Raw genomic sequence first — 21,463 nt, 5'->3', positions numbered from 1 at the left:
GCGGAAGTTTGCCTTGGTTGTTTTAACGGCATCGGTTGAAGGCCGCTTGGCGGTCTTGCCGCTACGTTCGTTCGTCACCCTCGATACTTTTTTTGTATCCCTGCAACTGTTCGAAAGTATTGGGCAGGTCACCCGCTTTATCTGATGCTCGAGGCAGCAAGACAGTGTCTCCGTCTTGTATAAGCCGCGAGGCTGTCGGTCTTCGGCAAACAATAAAAACAAGGGATATCACGGGAGACATCCCGTGATGGCGAGTAGGTGCACGCCGAATACTCAGGGCGTCCGCTCACCCGCCACCGAGGTGAACGATGGTGACCCGTATTCATCCGTTTCTCTGCGCCGCCGGGGCCGGTGCCCTGGTCGGGCTGGCGCTGGCAATTCCCTGGTCCGGCGAGGCGTGGCTGTGGCAGCCGCTATCCGGGACCGGCGAGCATCACCTGGGCCTGCTCGCCGCCTGGCATGGGCGCCTCATGGTCCTGGCCTGGGGACTGCTGTTTCCCGCCGGCATCCTGATCGCTCGCTACGCCAAGGTCACGCCTCGGCAACGCTGGCCGGAGCAACTGGATAACAGGCTCTGGTGGCGCCTGCACCTGCTGCTGCAAAGCCTGGGCAGCCTGCTGATGCTGCTGGCACTAGGGCTCATCCTGCTGGCCGCCCAGGGCGCGACGAGCCTGGCGCGCTGGCACGCGCTGGGTGGCTGGAGCCTGGTCGCCGGGGTGGTCATCCAGGTCATCGGCGGTCGCCTGCGGGGTAGCAAGGGGGGACCCGGCATCCCCGGGGATCACTACCTCATGACCCGCCGTCGCCTGGTCTTCGAATACGTCCACAAGACGCTGGGCTGGTTGGCCTTGCTGCTGTCCGTGCCGGTCGTCCTGGCTGGCCTGGTGGTGGCCGATGCACCGCGCTGGATGTTCCTGGTGCTGCTTCTCTGGTGGACGGCCCTGGTCATCCTGGTGATCGCCCTGCAGCGGCGGCGTGGGTGCCTGGATACCTACCAGGCCATCTGGGGGCCGGCCAACTGTCATCCCGGTAATCATCTGAAGCCCATAGGCTGGGGCGTGTTCCGCCACCCGGAGCGAGACACCTTCCTACGGCCGGCCCCTCGGGTTGGGGCCAAGTTCGCGCGCGGCAATTAACGCTTGGCTTCAACGTTCACGTCATTCTTCTCACAATAAAAAGAGCATGCGATGGCCACCAGTACTCTGCTGTTGATCGGTCTGTTATCGATCCTGTCGTTGTTGATCTTGATCATTCCCTTGAAACTGCCGCCCTTCATCGCCCTGATCAGTGTGGCTACGGCTACCGCACTGGTATCCGGCGTCGCACCGGCGCAGTTGGCACTGGCCGTGGAGGGTGGGCTGGGTAAGACGCTCGGGCATATCGCCGTGATCATCGCCCTCGGTGCCATGATCGGCCGGATGATCGACATCTCCGGGGGCGCCACGGCGCTGTCACGCCGGCTGGTCATGCGCCTGGGCAGTCAGCGGGTGCTGCTGGCGCTGGCCCTGGCGGCCTTCGCCGTGGGAGTGCCGGTGTTCTTCGAGGTGGGCGTCATCATGCTCATCCCCCTGGCCGCGGGGCTGGCCATGGAAAGGCGCTGGCCGCTGTATCGCCTCGGTCTGCCCATGTGTGGCGTCATGCTGGTGGTGCACGCGCTCTTGCCGCCGCATCCGGGCGCGGTGGCCGTCGCCGCGGCCTTCGGTGTGGAAGTGGGCAGGGTGCTCGCCTTCGGCCTGCCTATCGCCGCCGCGACCTGCGTGCTACTGCTGGTCACCGGGCGACGCCTGTTCGAGCGCCCCTACCAGGCCCGAGCGCTCGCCAGCGAGCCCCAGGCGCCGGTGACCGGTCCGGCAGAGGCGCGACTCCCGGCTGGGCCGGGGCGAGTGGTGCTGGTGATCGTCTGCCCCATCGTGCTGATCCTGCTGGGCGTGCTGGCCCCCGGCCTGCCGCTACCGCCCGCGCTGCGGGCCACCCTGGAGGTCTTGGGGGTGCCCTATGTGGCCCTGCTCGTGGATGTCTTTCTCGCCATGGGGTTGCTGGGACTGGCCCGGGGCATGCCGCTGCGGGAGGTGTCCGCGCAGCTCGCGGCGGCCGTCCCAGGCATCGCCATGATCATCCTCATCACCGGCGCCGGCGGCGCCTTCGCCAACATCATGGTGCAGACCGGCATCGGCGCGGCGCTGGCCTCAGCTATGCAGGCCACCGGACTGCCGATCCTGCTGCTGGCCTACCTCATCACCCTGACCATCAGAGCCGCCCAGGGCCCGACCACCGTGGCCCTGATGACCACCGCCGGTATCGTCCTGCCGCTGATCCCGACCCTGGGGCTGAGCCCCAACCAGACCGCGCTGGTCGGGCTGGCGATGGGCGCGGGTGGCATCGGTCTGTCCCACGTCAACGATGCCGGCTTCTGGATCGTCACGCGCCTGCTCGGCTTGAGCGTCGCCGACGGCCTGCGCAGCTGGACCCTGCTCACCACCCTGGCCAGCCTGTTCGCCCTGGGCTGCATCGCCTGCATCTGGCCGTTCGTTTGATCGATCGAGGAGCTTTCACGATGTCGGAATCCACCATCATCCTGTTCGATGACCGCGCCGCCGCGCTGCAGCACGCCTGCAGCCCACTGGAGCGTCTCGCCAGCGGCGCCCTCTGGAGCGAGGGCCCGGTCTGGTTGCCGACCGAGCAGGCGCTGCTCTGGAGCGACATCCCCAACGATCGCATGCTGCGCTGGAGCCAGCGCGATGGCCTGAGCATCTGGCGCCGGTCGGTCGGCTTCAGCAATGGCCATACCCTGGCAGCCGACGGTTCGGTCCTGCATTGCTCCCACGGTCATCGCGCGATCCTGCGCACGCCCTGCCGCGCCGGTCGCCTGGCCGACACCGAAGAGGTGCTGGTCGACCGCTACCAGGGCCGTCGCCTGAATTCGCCCAACGACCTGGTGGTCAAGCGCGACGGTACCCTCTGGTTCAGCGATCCGCCCTACGGTATCCTCTCCGACCGCGAAGGTCAGGTGGCGCCGCAGGAGCAACGTCACCAGTATGTCTTTCGCTACGACCCCGCGGACGGCCAGCTGGACGTGGTCAGCGATTTCGTCGAGGACCCCAACGGCCTGGCCTTCTCGCCGGACGAAAGCATCCTCTATGTCTCCGACACCTCGGCCGCGCGGCATGCCAACGGGCACCACCACATCGTCGCCTTCGACGTCGTCGCCGGTCGCTCGCTGGCCAATCCGCGGATCTTCGCCGAGGTAGGGCCCGGCCTGCCGGATGGCTTTCGCGTCTCGCGCAATGGCTGGCTCTATACCAGCAGTGCCTGTGGCGTTCAGGTCTATCATCCCGACGGCACCCGGCTGGCGCTCGTCAGCGTTCCCGAGGTGGTCGGCAACCTGACCTTCGACGAGCACGAGCGGGCGCTCTACATCCTGGCGACCACCTCGCTCTATCGCCTGGCCTTCGACCAACCGGCTCATACGCTGGGATGAACGTCCGCGAGCGCTCTTTGGTCCGCGGGCGCCAACAGCGCCTGGGTTGCCTCGCGCAAGGCCTGTACGCAGGGCGAAGACGCGCGATAGGCCAGCGCCAAGGCATAGGGCAGCGGCGTACCGGCACCCTCGAGTTCCCGCCAGGCCAATTCCGTGGCGTGGCGCTGGGCGTACTGGCGTGGCAGCAGGGCGATGCCGAGGCCTGCGGCGACCAGGCCGGCGGTGGTCTGCATCTGCCGCGAATGCTGGGCCACCCGCGGCACGAAGCCGGCCTCGGCACAGCCGAGCAGGATGCGGGCGTACATGCCCGGGCCATCATGGGGGGCGAACAGGATCCAGGGCTCGGTGGCGCAATTGGCGAGGCCGAGGGTAGGGCGCCCGGCCAGGTGATGCCCGAGCGGCAACGCCACCACCAGGCGATCCTCGAACAGCGGATCGAACTGGATGTCGCCGGCATCGGCGACGGGCAACACCAACACCCCGGCGTCGAGGCGATCCTGGCGCAGCAGCTCGAGCTGTTCCGGAGGCGTCGCCTCCAGCAGCTGGATGGCGACGGAAGGGTGCTGCGCCTGGTAGTGGCGCAACAGGCGCGGCAGCAGGCCACCGACCTGGCTGTCGACGCAACCGATCCGCAACGACCCGGTCAGGCCCGCTGCCGCCTGGCGCGCCGCGCTGCAGGCACGCTCGGCCTGGGCCAGGGTACGGCGGACTTCCAGCAGGAACAGGCTACCCGCCGCGGTGAGGCGAGTGGAACGGCTATCGCGCTCCAGCAGCGCTACCCCGAGATCGTCCTCGAGCCGGCGTATCGCCGCGCTCAGCGGCGGCTGGGCCATGTGCAGGCGCTCCGCCGCGCGCCGGAAGTTGAGGGTCTCGGCCACGGCCACGAATTGGCGCATCTGACGCAGATCGATCATCGGCTGGCTTCTTGTTATCGCGCTCGTCCGCCGAGTATGCGCCGGCTTTTTCCAGCCTGCCTAGAGCGCCCGCGGCCCCTGTCAGACATAACCCCAGGCTATGCACCTATGAGCAGCTTTGATTGGACGGTTATCGCAGCCGCTGGCGATAGTCGATCCATGAAAACAACAAGACAGAGCCTCGCCACGATCAGCACTCGCCAGCGGGCGATGGCCAGCGGCGCCGCCAGGTCCGCTCAGGCGCTCGCTTGCAGAGTGCGATTGCCATATCCCCGGGTTATCGCCCGTCCACCGGCGACCAGCCCGGCCAACCGCGACCTTCACCACGGCGCATCGCGCCTTCGTGTCTCCTTCCCTGTCCTGAGGATTTCCCTATGAGCACCCCATCGCTGCCCCGCCTGGCCCTGGTCCTGGGCGACCCCGCCGGCATCGGCCCCGAACTCATCGCCCGCCTGCTGGCCGATCCCGCGGTGCGCAGCCGCGCCCGGATGGTGCTGATCGCCGATGAGGACGAGGCCCGTACCGGCATGCGCATCGCCGGTTGCGAATATCCCTATCGGCGCATCGACCGTCTCGATGCCCTCGATTTCCAGGACGATGTCCCGCTGTTGTACCCCTATCGCGGCAGTGCCGAAGGCGCCTTTCCGCGCAGCCAAGCCAGTGCCGTCGGCGGTCGTTACAGCCTGGATACCCTGGCCGTCGCCCTCGACCTGACCCAGGCCGGCCATACCGATGCCATCCTCTTCGGTCCGCTGAACAAGACCTCGCTGCACCTGGCCGGGATGGGGCATAACGACGAGTTGCACTGGTTCGCCGAACACCTGGGCTACCGGGGGCCGTTCTGCGAATTCAACGTGCTGGACGACCTCTGGACCTCGCGGGTGACCTCCCATGTCGCGCTCAAGGAGGTCCCCGGCCTGCTCAGCCAGGAGCGGGTGATCGAGGCCATCCAGCTGATCGACAACGAACTCCGGCGCAGTGGCCTGGCGCGGCCGCGCATCGGCGTCTGTGGCCTCAATCCGCACAATGGCGACAACGGCAGCTTCGGCCGCGAGGAGCTGGACCTGATCGGCCCGGCGGTGGAGCGCGCCAAGGCCCTGGGCATCGCCGCCGACGGTCCCTATCCGGCCGACACCATCTTCCTCAAGGTCCAGGGCGAGACCCGTGCCTTCGATGCGGTGGTGACCATGTACCACGACCAGGGCCAGATCGCGATCAAGCTGATGGGCTTCTCCCGCGGCGTCACCGTGCAGGGCGGCCTGCCCATTCCCATCACCACCCCGGCCCACGGTACCGCCTTCGACATCGCCGGGCAGGGCCGGGCCAACGTCGGTGCCACCCGCCAGGCCTTCGAGATCGCCTGCCGCCTGGGTGGCGTGAAGCCCTAAGGATTCCGTCCTCCATAACAACAACAGAGGAGCGTCACCATGGCTGTCATCGTCTGTCGATTGGCCGTCTCGCTGAGCGAGGAGGCCCGCTCATGAGCAGTCTCACCGAAGAATCCGGCCTGCCCGCGTCCGCCCAGGTCCAGGCGCAGGCCACCCAGCAGCGTTGGTGGCGGGTCATTCCGCCGATCCTCATCGCCTGCATCATGTCCTACGTCGATCGCATCAGCATCGCCTTCGCCATGCCCGGCGGCATGGCCAGCGACCTGGGCGTGTCCGCGAGCATGGTGGGCTTCGCCGGTGGCATCTTCTTCATCGGCTACCTGTTCCTGCAGATCCCCGGTGGCAAGATCGCCGTGCACGGCAGCGGCAAGGCCTTCATCGGCTGGTCGTTGCTGGCCTGGGCCATCATCTCGGTACTCACCGGCCTGGTGCGCAACGAGTACGAATTGCTGTTCCTGCGCTTCGCCCTGGGCGTGGCCGAGGGCGGCATGCTGCCAGTGGTGCTGACCATGATCGCCAACTGGTTCCCGGATCACGAACGCGGCCGGGCCAACGCCATCGTCATCATGTTCGTCCCCCTGGCGGGCATCCTCAGCGCGCCGCTGTCCGGCTGGATCATCGCGGTCTTCGACTGGCGCGTGCTGTTCATCAGCGCCGGCATCGGCTCGGCTCTGGTCATGGTGCTCTGGTGGTTGACGGTGAGCGACCGCCCGCAGGAAGCCAAATGGCTATCCCCGGCCGAGCGTGACTACCTGGTGCGAACCTTGAGCGCCGAACAGGAGCGGCTGCGCACCCAGGGCGAGGCCAAGCAGTCCCTGAGCCAGATCCTGCCCGAGCGCACCCTCTGGCACCTGATCGCCGTCAACTTCTTCTATCAGTTCGGCATCTACGGCTACACCCTGTGGCTACCCAGCATCCTCAAGGAACTCACCCACAGTGGCATGGGCCTGGTCGGCGTCCTGACCATCCTGCCGTATCTCGCCGCCCTGGCCGGCATGTTCCTGTTCTCCAACCTGTCGGATCGCACCGGCCGGCGGCGCCTCTTCGTCTGCCTGCCGCTGGCCGGCTTCGCCGCCTGCCTGTTCCTCTCCGTCATCCTGCGCGAGCACCTCTGGCTGGCCTATGCGGCCCTGGTCGGCTGCGGCTTCTTCCTGCAATCCGCCGCCGGGGTGTTCTGGACCATCCCGCCGCGGCTGTTCAGCGCCGAGGCCGCCGGCGGCGCCCGTGGCCTGATCAATGCCCTGGGCAACCTCGGCGGCTTCTGCGGACCCTATCTGGTCGGGGTGCTCATCGTGCGCTACGACCAGGGCACCGGCGTGTACTGCCTGGCGATTTCCCTGGCGACAGCGGCCCTGCTGGCCCTGCTGCTACCCCAGCGTTGCGAACGCTGATCCCTCAATTCACCTGGAGTGAACCCATGAGTCGCGAAATCCTCTTGCTGGTCGAAAAATGCGCCCATACCTTCAGCTTCTACGACGTCGAGAGCGGCGATGCCCTCGAACATATCCAGCTGCCTGAATTTCCCCATGAATTCGTGGTGGATGCCGCCAATCGCTACGCCTACGTCGGCCACTACGGCATCGAGACCTCCAGCCACAAAGGCGAGGGGGGCTGCTCGGTATTCGTCATCGACCTCCAGGCGCGCAAGCAGGTGCGAACCCTGGACATCTGGCCCTATCGTCGCCCCCACGGCCTGGCGCTGGACGACCAGGGCCGCCTCTATGTGCTCAGCGAAGCCGATTCCACCCTGCTGATCTTCGATGAGCCGGAGCGCCGCGACGTCCCCGACCGCGCCGTGCCCTCGGGCGGCTACAAGAGCCATCTGGTCGCCCTGAGTCGCGATGGCGCGACGGCCTTCGCCCTCAATTTGCTGAGCAACACCGTCACCCGGCTCGCGCCCCAGGACCCGACCCGGGCACCCGAGCCGCTGCAACCCGGCAGCCGCCCGGAAGGCAACTGCTTCAGCCGCGACGAACGCCTGCTCTACGTCAGCACCCGGGGCGACGACGGCATCGTCGCCATCGACACCCAGACCCTGGAGATCGTCGCCCGCGGCCGCACCGGCAGCGACCCGACGCGCATCTATCGCGACCGCCGCGACCGGCTCTATGTCACCAACTACGGCGAAACCTCGCTGTCGGTGTTCGACGAGCGCCTGCAACCGCTCGGGCGCATCGAGCTGGAGAGCACGGCCATCGCCATGAGCCTGCATCCCACCCGTGACCTGGCCTTCGTCACCCTCAAGGACCAGCGCGTCGGCATGCTCGACCTGGAGACCTGGCAGATGCGGCGCTACTTCAAGACCCTGCTGGAGCCCGACGTCTCCCAGGTCATAGTGGCATGACCGGGCGGGTCCTGATCGATGCCCACCATCACCTCTGGGACCTGGACCGGCTCGACTATCCCTGGCTGCAGGGGGAGGGCGAGCCGGGCTTCTTCCTCGGCGACTATCGGGCCCTGCGCCGCCACTACCTGCCCGAAGACTTCCGCCGCGATACCGCCAGCGTAAGGCTGCTGGCCTCGGTGCACTGCGAAGCCGAGCATTCCCGTGATGATCCGGTGGCCGAAACGCGCTGGCTGACCGGGCAACAGGCCCATACTGGGCTGCCCAGCGTCCTGGTGGCCTGGGCGCCGCTACTGTCGCCCGCGGCGGAACGCATCCTCGAGGCCCAGCGGCAGTCCCCGCTGCTGCGGGGCATCCGCTACAAGCCGCTGACCGCCCGTAGCCCGGGCGAAATCGAGCAGGTCAGCGGTCAGCCCGGCAGCCTGCAGGACCCGGCCTGGCACCCGGCGCTGGCGCTGCTGCAGCGGCTCGGCCTGAGCTGGGACCTGCGTGTGCCCTGGTGGCACCTGGAAGAGGCGGCGGCCTTGCTCGACGCCCATCCCGAGCTGAGCGTCGTCCTCAATCACACCGGCCTGCCCTGGGATCGTAGCCCCACGGGCCTGGCGCTCTGGCGACGGGGGATGAGCGCCCTGGCGCGGTTGCCGCGGGTCGCGGTCAAGATCTCGGAATTCGGCTTGCCCGAGCCTGGTTGGGACGTGGCGCAGAACCGTCGCCTGGTGCGCGACACCCTTGAGCTGTTCGGCCATCAGCGCTGCCTGTTCGCCAGCAATTTCCCGGTGGCCAGCCTGCGCATCGGCTATGCCGAGCTGGTGGCGCATGTCGAGGCTTTCCTCGCCGAGGACACCCCGGACCAACGCGAAGCCTTCTTCTGGCAGACGGCCCAGCGGGTTTACCGCATCCCGCTGGCGCCTCCTGCCCCATAACAGTCCAGACCGATATTGCGGCTTTGCCATTTCCTCAGGTTATCGATGCATGCGAGGAATTGATTAGTACCGGCGTCACCTTGTTCCTACAGTCAACGGGCACGCCCCGGCGTGAACCTCTAAGAATCCAGGAGCCACATCGTGAAAATCACCAGCGTCCGCACCCGCGTCTTCGAATGGAAAGGCAAGGTCGTCCCGCCCCAGGTGCACTTCTGCACCAATGCCACCGACATCCTCTACGAGCGCGGGGACGCCATGGGCTCCTTCCGCTTCCACGGCTGGCTGGTGGTGGAGATCGAGACCGACAGCGGCCTGGTCGGCCTCGGTAACTGCGCCCTGGCCCCGCGGGTGGCCAAGGATATCATCGACTTCTACCTGACCCCGATCGTCCTGGGCCAGGACCCCTTCGACAACGAATACCTCTGGCAGAAGATGTACCGCCGCACCCACGCCTGGGGCCGCAAGGGCATCGGCATGGCCGCCATTTCCGCGGTCGACCTGGCGCTCTGGGACCTGATGGGCAAGGCGGTGAACAAGCCGGTGTTCAAGCTGCTGGGCGGCCGCACCAAGGAAAAGATCCCCTGCTACGCCTCCAAGCTCTATGCCAACGACAACCTCGATCTGTTCCTGGAAGAGGCCCAGGGCTATCTCAACCAGGGCTTCGAGGCGGTCAAGATGAGATTCGGCTACGGTCCCAAGGACGGCCCCGCCGGCATGAGACGCAACCTCGAGCAGGTGCGCGCCCTGCGCGAGCTGACCGGGCCTGACGTGGACATCATGCTGGAGTGCTATATGGGCTGGACCCTGGAATACGCCCGCCGCATGCTGCCCAAGCTGGCCGAGTTCGAACCGCGCTGGCTGGAAGAGCCGGTCATCGCCGACGACATCGAAGGCTACGTCGAACTCAAGAAGATGGGCATCATGCCCATCTCCGGCGGCGAGCACGAATTCACCTCCTACGGCTTCAAGGACCTGCTCGAACGCCGCGCCCTGGACGTCATCCAGTACGACACCAACCGCGTCGGCGGCATCACCGCCGCGCGCAAGATCAACGCCCTGGCCGAGGCCTGGTCGGTGCCGGTCATTCCCCACGCCGGCCAGATGCACAACTACCACCTGACCATGGCCAGCACCGCCTCGCCCCTGGCCGAATTCTTCCCGGTCTTCGACGTGGAAGTGGGCAACGAACTCTTCTACTACGTCTTCAAGGGCGAACCCCAGCCGGTCGGCGGCTACCTGCAACTGGACGACGACAAACCCGGCCTGGGCCTGGAGCTGTCGGAAGAGCATCTCAAGGATTTCGACGTGATCGAGTAGCGACCCTGAGTCGCCCGTCGGGCCCTGTACCTGTATGGTCAGGGCCTTTTTTCATGGCCATAAAAAAGCCACCCCGAAGGATGGCAAGTGCGAACAACGAGGTGCCACGCGAAGCGCGGATTCAGTGCAGTCTGGCCTCCACGGAGTCGGCCAGGCGGGTGAGGATCAGGCAGCAGGACACGGCGCCGGCGTCCAGCGCGCCGAGGGAGCGCTCGCCCAGGCGGCTGGCGCGGCCGATGCGGGCCACCAGGTCGCGGGTCGAGTCGCGGCCCTGGGAGGCGGCGCGCTTCATGGCCTCCAGGGCGTCGTGGAAGCTGGCGCCCCGAGCCACGGCGTCTTCGAAGGTCTCGACCGCCGGAATCAGGGCGTCCATCAGGCACTTGTCGCCGACGCCAGCCTCGCTGATGTCCTGAATCGAGGCCAGGCCGCCACGCAGTAAGCGGGCGAAGGTAGCGGCATCGATCTCGGCTTTACCGCGCACCTGGTCGGCCATGCCGATGAACAGGCTGCCGTACAGAGGGCCCATGGAGCCGCCGATGCCTTCCATCAGCGCCAGGGTCAGTTCGTCCAGGGCCTCGGCCAGAGTCAGCTGGCGGCCGGCCATGGCCTTGCCGCAGCGGGAGAAGCCCTTGGCCATGTTGATGCCGTGGTCGCCGTCGCCGATGGCGCCGTCCACCTCGCTGAGGTATTCACGATTGGCGACGATGACGTCCACCAGGTCATTGACGATGGGGGTGCCCTCGGCACCGGAGAAGGACTGTTGCATGGCGTCACTCCGTCTGGGTCAGGCCGATGGAACGGCAGGGATGATCGATCAGCCGGGCCAGTTCCTCGTCCACGCCCAGCACGCTCAGGGTCACGCCCATCATCTCCAGGGACGTGAAGTAGTTGCCGACGTAGCGGCGATGCACGCGCAACCCGCGAGCCTCCAGCAACCGCGCCACCTCGGCATAGAAGATGTACAGCTCCATCACCGGCGTGGCACCCAGGCCGGAGACCAGCACCACCACGTCCTGGTCCTGATGGAAGTCGCGATCGGCCAGGATGGGTTCCAGCATGTGCGCCGCCATCTGCCGCGCCGGCTCGATGGGCACGACGGCGATGCCCGGCTCGCCATGGTGGCCGATGCCCAGCTCCATCTGGCCGTCGGCGATCTGGAAGTTGGGCTTGCCCACGGCGGCGATGGTGCAGGGCGTCAGCCCCACCCCGATGGAGCGGCAGTTGGCGACGGCCTTCTGCGCGACGCGGATGACGCCGTCCAGGTCATAGCCCTCGGCCGCGGCGGCGCCACCGACCTTCCACATGAAGATCTCGCCGGCCACGCCGCGGCGCTTGGCGATGTCCTCCCTGGGCGCCGAGGCCACGTCGTCGTTGGCCACCACCGTCTTGATCTGCAGGCCGCGGCTGGCGGCCATCTTCATCGCCAGCTTCACGTTCATGTTGTCGCCGGCATAGTTGCCGTACAGGCAAGCCACCCCGGCGCCGCGGTCGGCGGCGTGGAAGGCATCGAGGAAGCTCTTGGCGGTGGGCGAGGAAAAGATCTCGCCGACCGCCACGGCGTCCACCAGGCCCGGGCCCACATAGCCGAGAAAGGCTGGCTCGTGGCCGGAACCACCCCCGGTCACCACGCCGACGCGACCCTCCGGCGCCACCTGCGCGGTGCGGATCACCCGCGGATTGTCGCCGGCCTGGGCCAGCTCCGGATGGGCGAGGAGGATGCCCTCCAGCATGTCCTCCACCACCAAGTCCGGATCGTTGATCACTCGATTCATAGCGTCTCCTTGTTCTCGGCACCCCGCCCGGTCAGGGCTTGAGCACCACCTTGAGGGACTGGTCGCCGCGCTCCATGGTCGCGAAGGCGTCCTTGAAGTCGGCTAGCGGGAAGGTATGGGTGACGATGCCGCGCACATCGATCTTGCGTTGGCCGATGAAGTCGATGGCGCGCGGATACATGTAGGGCCCCAGGTGGGAGCCGAGCACATCCAGCTCCTTGCGATCGCCGATGATCGACCAGTCCACCGTGGCCTCGTCGTTGAACACGCTGAACTCGACGAAGCGCCCCAGCTTGCGCAGCATCGCCAGGCCCTGGTTCACCGCCCGGTGGTGCCCGGTGGCCTCGATATAGATGTCGCAGCCATAGCCGTCGGTGATTCCGCGGATCTTCTCCACCACGTTCTCGTAGAACGGATTCCACACCTCGTCGGCGCCCAGGCGCAGGGCCAGCTCGAAGCGTTCCGGCTTCATGTCCAGCACGATCAGCTTCTTCGGATTACGCAGCTTCACTGCGCCGATGATGCCGAGCCCCAGGGTGCCGGCGCCGGCCACTACCACCACGTCGTCCAGGCCGACATCGGCGCGATCCGCCGCGTGCAGCGAACAGGACAGCGGCTCGATGAGGATGGCCTCCTCGGGCGGGATGTCGTCGGGCACCGGATGCACGATGGCCTCGCGGGTAAAGATCATGTACTCGGCCATGGCGCCCTGGACGTTGTTCTGGAAGCCATAGAGATCGTGCTTCTGGCACATCCAGTACTGGCCGTGGTTGCAAAAGCGGCAGCCCCAGCAGGGCACGATCTGCTCGGAAATCACCCGGTCGCCGACCTGCACGCCGCGCTTTTCCGCACCGGGCCCCAGGGCCACCACCCGGCAGACGAATTCGTGGCCGGGAATCATCGGCGGCTTCACGTAGCGCGGTTGCTCGGCGTCGCCCCAGAAGGAGGGCGCGCCACGGTAGGTCTTGATATCGCCCATGCAGATGCCGCACAGCTCGACGCGGGTGAGGATTTCCTCCGGACCGGGGACCGGCACCGGGACCTGTTCCAGGCGATAGTCCTCGGGGCCATGGCAGACCACCGCATTCATGGTGCGTGGCAGGTTCTCGACAGCGCTGGACATGACATTACCTCGGGTTCGTGGGCATCACTGGATGCTGTAGCCGCCGTCGATCACCAGGTTCTCCCCGGTGATCATGGCGGCGGCGTCGCTGAGCAGGTAGAGCACCGCCGCGGCGATCTCCTCGGGGCGGGCGAAGCGGCCCACCGGGATGAGGCGCTTGGCGCGCTCGCCCACCTCGCCGGCCCAGGCCTTCTTGCCCAGCTCGGTCTCGACGATGGTCGGCGAGATGGCATTCACGGTGATGCCGAACTCGGCCCACTCCATGGCCAGGACCCGGGTCATGCCCACCACCGCGGCCTTGCTGGCGCAGTAGGCGACGTGGCGATCCAGGCCGATCACCGCCGCCTGGGAGGCCAGATTGACGATGCGACCGCCGCCGCTGGCGCGCAGGTGACGGGCCACGGCCTGGGCGACGAAGAAGCTGGCCTTGAGATTGATGTCGAGGGTGCTGTCCCAGGCGTCTTCGCTGACGTCCAGGGCCTTGTCCAGCAGGGCGATCCCGGCGCTGTTCACCAGCAGGTCGAGCCGGCCGAAGGTCGTGGCAGCCTGGTCCACGGCGGCCTCGATGGCCGCCTTGTCGCGCACGTCGAGGGCGATGCCCAGGTGGTCGTCGCCCAGTTGCGCAGCGATCTGCGCCACCTCGGGATTGCGATCCAGCAGCGCCACCCGGGCGCCGCGGCTGGCCAGCAGGGTGGCGCAGGCGTGGCCGATACCCGCCGCGCCGCCGGTGACCAGGGCGCACCGACCGCTGAGGTCGAACGCCTGATTCCAGAAATCGGACATAGAGAAATCTCCCGGACGGGCAGGGCGCCCGTCCTCGTCGAGGCGGCTTACTTGCCGCTGACCTGCTGATAGAGGGCGTCGGCGTTTTCCGGCGTCACCGCCACCCAGGGGATGATGTAGTTCTTCGCGGTGCCGTCACCCCATTGCAGGGCGGGGTAGCGCTTCCAGATCTCCGAGCGCGGCTGGTAGGCGCTGCCCTCCAGCTTGCGCAGGACCACGTCGAGGGCGCCCTGGGATTGCGCCTGGGCATCCTGGAAGTAGGTGATCAGCTCGCCTTTCTTCGCCGCCTGGATGGCGTCCGGCATGCCATCGATGGAGGTGACCGGGATGTCCTTGGCCGACAGCCCGCGATTCTTCACCGCCTGCAGCGCGCCGAGGGCCATGTCGTCGTTCTGCGCGATGATGCCGGCGATACCCTTGGGATGGGCGTTGAGCCAGTCCTCGGTGAGGGTGAGGGACTCGGCCCGCGACCAATTGGCGGTCTTCTTCTCGATCACCTTTATCTCGGGATGCTTCTGCAGCACCTCCATCTCGCCCTTCTCGCGGTCGATCTGCGCGGACTGGCCGATGGGCCCCTGGATGATCACCACGTTGCCCTTGCCGCCGAGCTTTTCCGCCAGCGCCTGGGTCTGCAGGCGGCCACCTTCGACATCGTCGTTGCCCACGTACGGCACGCTGGCGCTGGCCACCTTGGTATTCGAGGCCACCACCGGCACCTCGCTCTCCATGGCGCGCGCTACCGCACCGACGCTGGCCTTGGTGTCGATGGGGACGAAGATGATGGCGTCGTAGTGCTGGGTGACCATCGTCTCGATCTGGTTGTTCTGGGTCAGGGCGTCATAGTTGCCGTCGAACACCGTGATCTGCACCGAGCCGTCCTTGACCGCCGGGTGCTGCTTGAGATCGCGGACCCAGGCCTGCATGAACTGGCCCTTGAGGCCGTAGACGGCGGCTCCAACCTTGTACGGCGCCGCCTGGGCCAGGCTGCTGGCAAGCAGGGACGCGGCGAGAACGCAGAGCAATTTGCGAGCGTGCATGGGGTAACTCCTTTTCTTGTTGTCGTGCGGAGAGGTTCGCGATCAGGCCCGGCGCTTGCGCCAGACGTCGATCAGGACGGCGAAGACGATGATCAAGCCCTTGGCCACCTGCTGGTAATAGGACGACACCCCCAGCAGATTCAGGCCGTTGTTGATGACGCCGATGAGCAGGGCGCCGAACAGGGTGCCGACGATGCTGCCGGTGCCCCCGGAGAGACTGGTGCCGCCGATGACCACCGCGGCGATGGCGTCCAGCTCGTAGGACACGCCGGCCTGGGGCAGGGCGGAGGTGGTGCGCGCCGAGAGCACGATGCCGGCCAGGCCAGCCAGCAGCCCGGAGATCACGTACACCGAGAAGGTCACCTTGCGCACGCCGATGCCGGAGGTGCGGGCGCTCTTCTCGTTGCCGCCCACCGCGTACACGTAGCGGCCGTAGGTGGTGTACTTGAGCACCAGCCAGAAGAACAGCGCCACGATGGCGAAGATCACGATGGGCATGCCGATCGGTCCGAGCTTGCCGGTGCCCAGGGCCAGGTAGGCCTCCGGCAGGTCGGTGACCGGGCTGCCGTCGTTGAGGATGAAAGTCAGGCCACGCCCGACGCTGAGCATCCCCAGGGTAGCCACGAAGGGCGGGATCGACAGGTTGGCCACCATGAAGCCGTTCAGGGCCCCCATCACCGCCCCGGCGAACATCCCGGCGCTGAGGGCGGCCAGCAGGCCGTAGCCCTGCACCGCGACCATGGCGCTGCACAATCCGGCGAAAGCCAGAATGGACCCCACCGAGAGATCGATGCCGCGGGTCAGGATGACGTAGGTCATGCCCACCGCGAGGATGCCGTTGATGGAGGTCTGGCGCAGGATGTCCATCCAGTTGCGCCAGGTCATGAAGTACTCGCTGCTGAAGCCGAGGGCGACGCACAGCAGCACGAACACCACGGGCAGGCCGAAGCGGTCGAGGGCGAAGCGCAGCCGGCTGCGCGACGGAGCGGGGGTGATACTGGGAGTGAGGGTCTGGATGGTCATGAGGCAAGACTCAGCAAGGCTTCCTGGGACAGGGACCGGTCGTCGCTCACGGTGACCAGGCGACCGGCCTTGAACACCGCGATGCGATCGCTCAGGTGGAGCAGTTCCGGGGCTTCGGAGGACACCACGATGGCGGCACCACCGGCGCGGACGAATTCGTCGAGCAGGCGATAGATCTCCTGCTTGGCCCCCTCGTCGATGCCGCGGGTGGGTTCGTCGCAGAGCAGGCACACCGGCTCGGTGGACAGGCACTTGGCGAGCACCACCTTCTGCTGGTTGCCGCCGCTCATGGCGGACACCGGCAGGTCGAGGGAGGCGGTCTTGACCTTCAGCCGGCGCACCATCTCTTCCGCCAGCGCCCGTTCCTTGCGCCCGCTGATCACGCCCAGGCTGGAGAGGCGGTCGTAGGCGGCTAGGGCGACGTTCTCGCGGACGCTGCCAGTGAGCACCAGCCCGGTGTCCTTGCGGTCCTCGGTGACCAGCGAGATCCCGGCGCGGATGGTGGCGGCCGGATCACCCACCGGCACCGGGGCTCCCTTGAGTGCCACCTGGCCAGCGTCCGGTGTGGTCAGGCCGTAGACGCAGTTGAGGAATTCGCTGCGCCCCGACCCCATCAGGCCATAGATGCCGAGGATCTCGCCCGGGCGTACCTGCAGGCTGACGTCCTGGAATTCGTTCTTGCGACACAGGCCAGCCACGGTCAGGCAGGGCTCGGCCGTCGATACGCGCCCCTGCTTGTGGTCGATGGCCGTTAACTCCCGGCCGACGATGCCCCGCACCAGATGCGCCCGATCGACATTGGCCATCGCTCCCGTCTCGACGAAGGCGCCGTCGCGGAAGATGGTGTAGCGGTCGGCGATCTGCGCCAGCTCGGTCAGGCGGTGGGACACATAGATGATGCCGGCGCCCCGCGCGGTCAGGCGGCGGATCGCGGCGAACAGCGTCTCCGTCTCCCGCTCGCCGATGGCCGAGGTCGGCTCGTCCATGATCATCACCCGGCAGTCATGGCTGAAGGCCTTGGCGATCTCCACCAGCTGCGTCTGGGCGATGCTCAGGCGGCGCATGGGCATGCTGGCCTCGACCTCGAAGCCGAGATCCTCCAGCAGCACGCGGGTGCGCCGATTCAGCTCGCGGTTGTCCAGCAGGCAGCCCAGCCGGCGCGGCTCCCGACCCAGCCAGATGTTCTCGGCCACGGTCAGGTCGGGGATCGGCTCCAGCTCCTGGGTGATCATGGCGACGCCAGCGGCGAGGGCCTCGCTGGGACGCTGGAAGACCACCTCGCGACCTTCCAGGCGAATGCTGCCGGCGTCCCTCTGGGTGATACCCATGAGGATGCTGAGGAAGGTGGATTTGCCGGCACCGTTGCCGCCGCAGAGCGCATGCACAGAGCCCGCCTCAAGACTCAGGTGACCGTCGCGCAGAGCAGGTATCCCGGCATAGGCCTTGGCGACCTTTCCAGCATGAAGCAGCAAGGGCGAAGCCATGGTACGTCCTCTCAGCTGGTGTTGTTGTCTTGTCGCAGCGATGGAGCTCGTAGTGAGCATATGTTTAAACCATGAAAATCTGATCAGTCAACTGGCGCCGGCAAATTTTCTGAAAGGGTTCGATGATATTCACTGGAAGGGTTCAGGACGGCGGCATCACTGGAATAGTTATTCAGGGGACGGCGGACGCCGCGCCATCACTATGAGCAAAATCGCTTGATCGGAATTTCACATGATGATCATATGATCGTGACCGCGTTGGTCCCTCATTAGGAGCGCCAGGTGCATGAACGCCACCCAATCCATCGCCATCGGCTGTGACGAAGCCGGCTACGAACTCAAGGAGCAGCTCAAGGCCTTCATCCTTTCCCTCGGTCTCGAGGTGGAGGATTTCGGCTCCCATTCCACCGAGCCGGTGCTCTATCCGGATATCGCCTACGCGGTGGCCAGCGCCATTCGCGAAGGGCGGAACCGCCTTGGCGTGCTGGTCTGCGGGACCGGTATCGGCATGGCCATCTCGGCCAACAAGGTGCAGGGCATTCGTGCGGCGCAGGCCCATGACACCTATTCGGCGGAGCGTGCGCGTAAGAGCAACGACGCCCAGATCCTCTCGATCGGGGCGCGGGTGGTCGGCCCCGAGCTGGCCAAGAGTCTGGTCAAGGCCTTTCTCAGTTCGGATTTCGAGGCGGGGCGCTCCGGGCCCAAGGTCGAGCGCATCAATGCCCTCGAGCAGCGTCGTGATGGCTAGGCGCTGGACGCCGTCCGCCCGGACTGGGGACAATGGCGGCTTTGCCAGGCAACCGGAGTCGATCCTGCATGAATGACAATGCCAGCCGTGGGGCCAGCGACTTCGAGCTGATGACCGACATCGCCATGCTCTACTACCTGGATAACGTTAACCAGGAGGCCATCGCCCAGCGCCTGTCGCTGTCACGGGCCAAGGTCAGCCGCCTGCTCAAGCGCGCCCGCGACGAAGGTATCGTCGAGGTGCGGGTGCTGCAGCATCCCACCATGAACAACGAGGTGGAGCAGAAGCTGCTGGAGCGCTTCCGCCTGGATCGCGCCCTCATCGCCGTGGATCACGCGGATCCGGACACCCAGCGCTCGGCGGTCGCCAGCCTGGTCGCCAACTACCTCAACCGGGTGCTGGCCGACGGCATGATCGTCGCGGTGGGGATGGGGCGGAACGTCGGGGCGGTGGCCGACAACGTCTTCCTGCCCAATGGCCGCAACTGCACCTTCGTCTGCGCCATCGGCGGCTCCCTGCGTGCCGGGGAATACATGAATCCGGACCACATCTGCCGGCGCCTGGCGGCGCGCTTCGGTGGCGAGAGTGAGACCCTCTATGCCCCGGCCATGGTGGCCAATCCCGAGCTGCGCGCGACCCTGATCGCCAACGACACCGTGCGTGCCACCCTGGATCGAGCCCGTCGCGCCGACCTTGCGCTGATCGGCATCGGGGACATGAGCGAGAGCAGCAACATGGTCCGCATGGGCTGGTTCTCGCCACAGGAGATCGCGGCCGCCCGCCTGTCCGGCACTGTGGGCGACATGATGGGTTATGACTTCATCGACATCCATGGGCGGCCGGCGGTCAATGTGCTGCAGGGGCGGGTGATCGGCCTTACCGTCCAGGAATTGACCCGCATCCCCGACGTCATCGCCGTCGCCAGCGAAAGCACCAAGGCCGCCGCCATCCTCGGCGCCCTGCGTTCCGGCGTCATCAATACCCTCGCCACCACCGTCACCAACGCCCACACCATCCTGGCGCTGGACGACGCCACCCGCCGCGATACCTGATTCAACCAGCCAGGATCGCTGCCGCGCCACGCGGCTGTCGGGTGTACCACAGCACCCGGCTGACGCCGCGGGTCACCGCCACATAGCTCAGGCGCAAGGCTTCGTCGGCCATGGCGTCGTCGTAGCTCTGCTGGAAATGCCCGCTGGCGGCATAGAGCGCATTGCGCAAGGGATGGGGCTGCTGCGGCTGGCCATCGTCCAGCACGATTGCTACTTCCGCCTGCAGGCCCTTGGCACGGTGGATGGTGCAGGTCCGCACGCCCTCCTGACGGCCCAGTTGCTCATTGAGCGTCTTCAAGGGGGCATTGATCCGGCTCATCACCATCACCGCCCAGCGTTCCGGCCGCTCGCGCCCGGCGGCATACTGTCTCTGGGTCTCGATCTCGCTCAGCAGCAGCGGCAGTTGGCGGCCAATGTCGAATTGCGCGACGACCTTTACGCCGTGTCCCTGCTCATCCGCCGCTCTGGAGGCCTGGGTGCGCTTGGCCTGCTTGTGCTTCACCTGTGTCAGGATCCGCTCACCGTCGGCCACGATCGGCGGCGACGACCGATAGTTGGTACCCAGCAGCAGCGTCTGGCTGGGTGTCTGGCCGGGAAACCAGCGATCGAAATGGATGAACAGCTCCGGTGAGCTGCCCCGCCAGCCATAGATGGATTGCCAGTCGTCGCCAATAGCCATCAGCGAGGGCGCGACCTTCTCCTCGGCGAGCCTTCTCTGTACCTGCTGCAGCCACAGCGCGATCTGGGGCGAGATATCCTGGAATTCGTCGATCAGCAGATGGGTGAAGGGCTGCAGGCGAGCGATCAAGGCGCGGCTTGGCTTCTTCTCCAGGCGATCGGTCAGCACGGCGAAGGCCGTGTTGAAGGTGATCAGCCGCTGCTCCTTCAGTAGCCTGTTGAAGTGCCGCCAGAATTGCTGCATGGCTTCCAGGAAGATCCGGTCTCGTGTGGAGCATTCCAGTTGGCTGCTCTTGATCGAGCCGACGCGCAGCCCTAAGGTCTCGGCGAAGGACGCCTGGCCGTAGAAGAGGTCGGGTAGCGCCTGGGGTTGGCGTTCGCCGTTGAGCACGAAGGGTTGCAGCGGTGCGGCGGCTGGCGGCGCTTCCTCGTCTGGTGCGGCCAGCTCCAGCAATAGGTGGATGCGCCGGCGGAAGCCGGCATCCTCTTTATAGCAGTGCTCATAGGCCTGCAGCAGCCACTGCCGCTGGCTGTCGTTCAGGGTGGCGCCGGCCAGCAAGGCATTGTCCGGCTCCTCGTCCGGCCGGGCATGCGGCGACAACTGCTCGAACCACTGCGTCACCCTCAATTCGGCGCGGGCCAGTTGCGCCAGAGCGGAGTGGAAGGTCCGCACCAGTTCCCTGGCGCCGTCGTCGTCCAACGGGGCGTCCCAAAAGGCCAGCACTCGCTTGAGCTGTGCCCTCAATTCATCGCAGGACGCCTTGGTAAAGGAGATAACCGTCAGCTGTTCTCGCGGTAGCTCCAGATGGCAGAGCATGAACACCACCCGCAGCACCAGCGTCGTGGTCTTGCCCGAGCCGGCCCCGGCAAAGATGCGGGTGGCGGGCGCACGCGCCAGGATCATCTTCCATTGCTCCGCAGAGGGCGGCTGGATGATGCCCTGGGCGACCGCCTGCTCGACCCGCGCCTTCATCCGCTGTTCCTGCGAGCGTTTTACCGCAAGGGCAGGGCCATAGATGCCGGCAGGGGAGGGGGTGGGCGTCGTGGCACCAGGAGTGGGGTGTGGTCTGTCACCAGCGGTGGCTGCGCGAGCGGTCCTGGACGCGTTCGGCGGCTTGCGCGGTTTGGCTGGCGGTCCCTTCTTCTTGCTGCTGGGCGCCGGCTCTCCCTTGAGGAACAGCGTGGTACGCGGAAACCAGTCGCCAAGGGCGTTCGCCAGGTGTCTTCGGTAGCGGGCCAGAAGGGAAGTCATGCAGTCCTCGAAACATCGTCTGCCGGCATCTTACCTTGCATGGATGACAGCTCGACCTTGGGCGCCCTTTTTGACGGCCGTTGAAAGAATCTTGAAATAACCTGTTGACGCCCTATGAAACTCCCCTATAATGCGCCCCACTTCCGG

Annotated in this window: 19 protein-coding genes; 10 read left to right on the top strand and 9 right to left on the bottom strand. The window is 66.5% G+C overall.

Going from position 1 to position 21,463, the window contains the following annotated elements; genetic code table 11:
• Positions 1-308: 308 nt before the first annotated feature.
• The 3 genes from FSV73_RS20750 to FSV73_RS20740 are packed head-to-tail and all read left to right on the top strand — an operon-like array spanning position 309 to position 3,478.
• Positions 309-1,136, top strand: coding sequence for a cytochrome b561 domain-containing protein (locus FSV73_RS20750; protein ID WP_222119462.1), 828 nt, complete (start codon positions 309-311; stop codon positions 1,134-1,136).
• 51 nt (positions 1,137-1,187) lie between these two features.
• Complete coding sequence (locus FSV73_RS20745; protein WP_145010822.1) at positions 1,188-2,534, top strand: GntT/GntP/DsdX family permease; 1,347 nt, start codon at positions 1,188-1,190, stop codon at positions 2,532-2,534.
• Between the two features lie 20 nt (positions 2,535-2,554).
• A complete protein-coding gene (locus FSV73_RS20740) occupies positions 2,555-3,478 on the top strand; it encodes an SMP-30/gluconolactonase/LRE family protein (RefSeq protein WP_145010819.1) in 924 nt (307 codons plus the stop codon).
• On the opposite strand, the gene FSV73_RS20735 is transcribed toward FSV73_RS20740, so the two are convergent.
• Positions 3,463-4,392 (bottom strand): LysR family transcriptional regulator, encoded by a 930-nt coding sequence (locus tag FSV73_RS20735; RefSeq protein ID WP_145010816.1) that lies wholly within the window; start codon positions 4,390-4,392, stop codon positions 3,463-3,465. The genes FSV73_RS20740 and FSV73_RS20735 overlap by 16 nt on opposite strands.
• Before the next feature lie 374 nt (positions 4,393-4,766).
• Here FSV73_RS20735 and FSV73_RS20730 point away from each other — a divergent pair, with 374 nt between their 5' ends.
• From FSV73_RS20730 to FSV73_RS20710, 5 genes are all read left to right on the top strand, one after another.
• Positions 4,767-5,780, top strand: a complete 1,014-nt coding sequence (locus FSV73_RS20730) for a 4-hydroxythreonine-4-phosphate dehydrogenase PdxA (RefSeq protein WP_145010813.1) — start codon at positions 4,767-4,769, stop codon at positions 5,778-5,780.
• Positions 5,781-5,872: 92 nt separating this feature from the next.
• Positions 5,873-7,171: an MFS transporter gene (locus FSV73_RS20725; RefSeq protein WP_145010810.1), complete on the top strand. Its 1,299-nt coding sequence runs from the start codon at positions 5,873-5,875 to the stop codon at positions 7,169-7,171.
• 26 nt (positions 7,172-7,197) lie between these two features.
• Positions 7,198-8,124: a YncE family protein gene (locus FSV73_RS20720; protein ID WP_145010806.1), complete on the top strand. Its 927-nt coding sequence runs from the start codon at positions 7,198-7,200 to the stop codon at positions 8,122-8,124.
• Complete coding sequence (locus FSV73_RS20715; protein ID WP_145010803.1) at positions 8,121-9,047, top strand: amidohydrolase family protein; 927 nt, start codon at positions 8,121-8,123, stop codon at positions 9,045-9,047. Before FSV73_RS20720 ends, FSV73_RS20715 begins: the two co-directional genes overlap by 4 nt.
• Positions 9,048-9,188: 141 nt before the next feature.
• Positions 9,189-10,364, top strand: a complete 1,176-nt coding sequence (locus FSV73_RS20710; RefSeq protein ID WP_145010800.1) for an L-rhamnonate dehydratase — start codon at positions 9,189-9,191, stop codon at positions 10,362-10,364.
• A 121-nt stretch (positions 10,365-10,485) separates the two neighbouring features.
• Here FSV73_RS20710 and dhaL read toward each other — a convergent pair whose 3' ends face one another.
• Genes dhaL through FSV73_RS20675 form a run of 7 tightly spaced genes read right to left on the bottom strand, consistent with a single transcriptional unit; the run spans position 10,486 to position 17,586 of the window.
• Entirely contained in the window at positions 10,486-11,130 is a 645-nt protein-coding gene (gene dhaL, locus FSV73_RS20705; protein ID WP_145010797.1) for a dihydroxyacetone kinase subunit DhaL, read from the bottom strand.
• 4 nt (positions 11,131-11,134) lie between these two features.
• Complete coding sequence (locus tag FSV73_RS20700) at positions 11,135-12,136, bottom strand: dihydroxyacetone kinase subunit DhaK (RefSeq protein ID WP_145010794.1); 1,002 nt, start codon at positions 12,134-12,136, stop codon at positions 11,135-11,137.
• Positions 12,137-12,167: 31 nt separating this feature from the next.
• Entirely contained in the window at positions 12,168-13,259 is a 1,092-nt protein-coding gene (locus tag FSV73_RS20695; RefSeq protein ID WP_145010791.1) for an MDR/zinc-dependent alcohol dehydrogenase-like family protein, read from the bottom strand.
• A 24-nt stretch (positions 13,260-13,283) separates the two neighbouring features.
• Positions 13,284-14,042, bottom strand: a complete 759-nt coding sequence (locus FSV73_RS20690; protein WP_145010788.1) for an SDR family oxidoreductase — start codon at positions 14,040-14,042, stop codon at positions 13,284-13,286.
• 47 nt (positions 14,043-14,089) lie between these two features.
• Positions 14,090-15,079 carry a substrate-binding domain-containing protein gene (locus FSV73_RS20685; RefSeq protein ID WP_145010784.1) on the bottom strand — a complete coding sequence of 330 codons (990 nt, stop codon included), beginning with the start codon at positions 15,077-15,079 and terminating at the stop codon, positions 14,090-14,092.
• A 42-nt stretch (positions 15,080-15,121) separates the two neighbouring features.
• Positions 15,122-16,102: an ABC transporter permease gene (locus tag FSV73_RS20680; protein ID WP_145010781.1), complete on the bottom strand. Its 981-nt coding sequence runs from the start codon at positions 16,100-16,102 to the stop codon at positions 15,122-15,124.
• Positions 16,099-17,586 (bottom strand): sugar ABC transporter ATP-binding protein, encoded by a 1,488-nt coding sequence (locus FSV73_RS20675; RefSeq protein WP_145010778.1) that lies wholly within the window; start codon positions 17,584-17,586, stop codon positions 16,099-16,101. The genes FSV73_RS20680 and FSV73_RS20675 overlap by 4 nt, the downstream gene beginning before the upstream one ends.
• A 286-nt stretch (positions 17,587-17,872) precedes the next feature.
• Between FSV73_RS20675 and rpiB the strand changes: the two genes are divergently transcribed.
• On the top strand, positions 17,873-18,334 hold the full coding sequence (rpiB, locus tag FSV73_RS20670; protein ID WP_145010775.1) for a ribose 5-phosphate isomerase B: 462 nt from the start codon (positions 17,873-17,875) through the stop codon (positions 18,332-18,334).
• Positions 18,335-18,402: 68 nt separating this feature from the next.
• Complete coding sequence (locus FSV73_RS20665; RefSeq protein WP_145010772.1) at positions 18,403-19,386, top strand: sugar-binding transcriptional regulator; 984 nt, start codon at positions 18,403-18,405, stop codon at positions 19,384-19,386.
• A 1-nt stretch (position 19,387) separates the two neighbouring features.
• Here the strand turns inward: FSV73_RS20665 and FSV73_RS20660 are convergent, their stop codons facing one another.
• Complete coding sequence (locus tag FSV73_RS20660) at positions 19,388-21,316, bottom strand: UvrD-helicase domain-containing protein (RefSeq protein ID WP_145010768.1); 1,929 nt, start codon at positions 21,314-21,316, stop codon at positions 19,388-19,390.
• Positions 21,317-21,463: the final 147 nt, after the last annotated feature.

This window comes from Pseudomonas oryzihabitans, from assembly GCF_007665395.1.
Lineage (GTDB): Bacteria > Pseudomonadota > Gammaproteobacteria > Pseudomonadales > Pseudomonadaceae > Chryseomonas > Chryseomonas psychrotolerans_C.
Note: the sequence above shows the minus strand (reverse complement) of the source record. Positions and strands in the feature narration are given on the sequence as shown.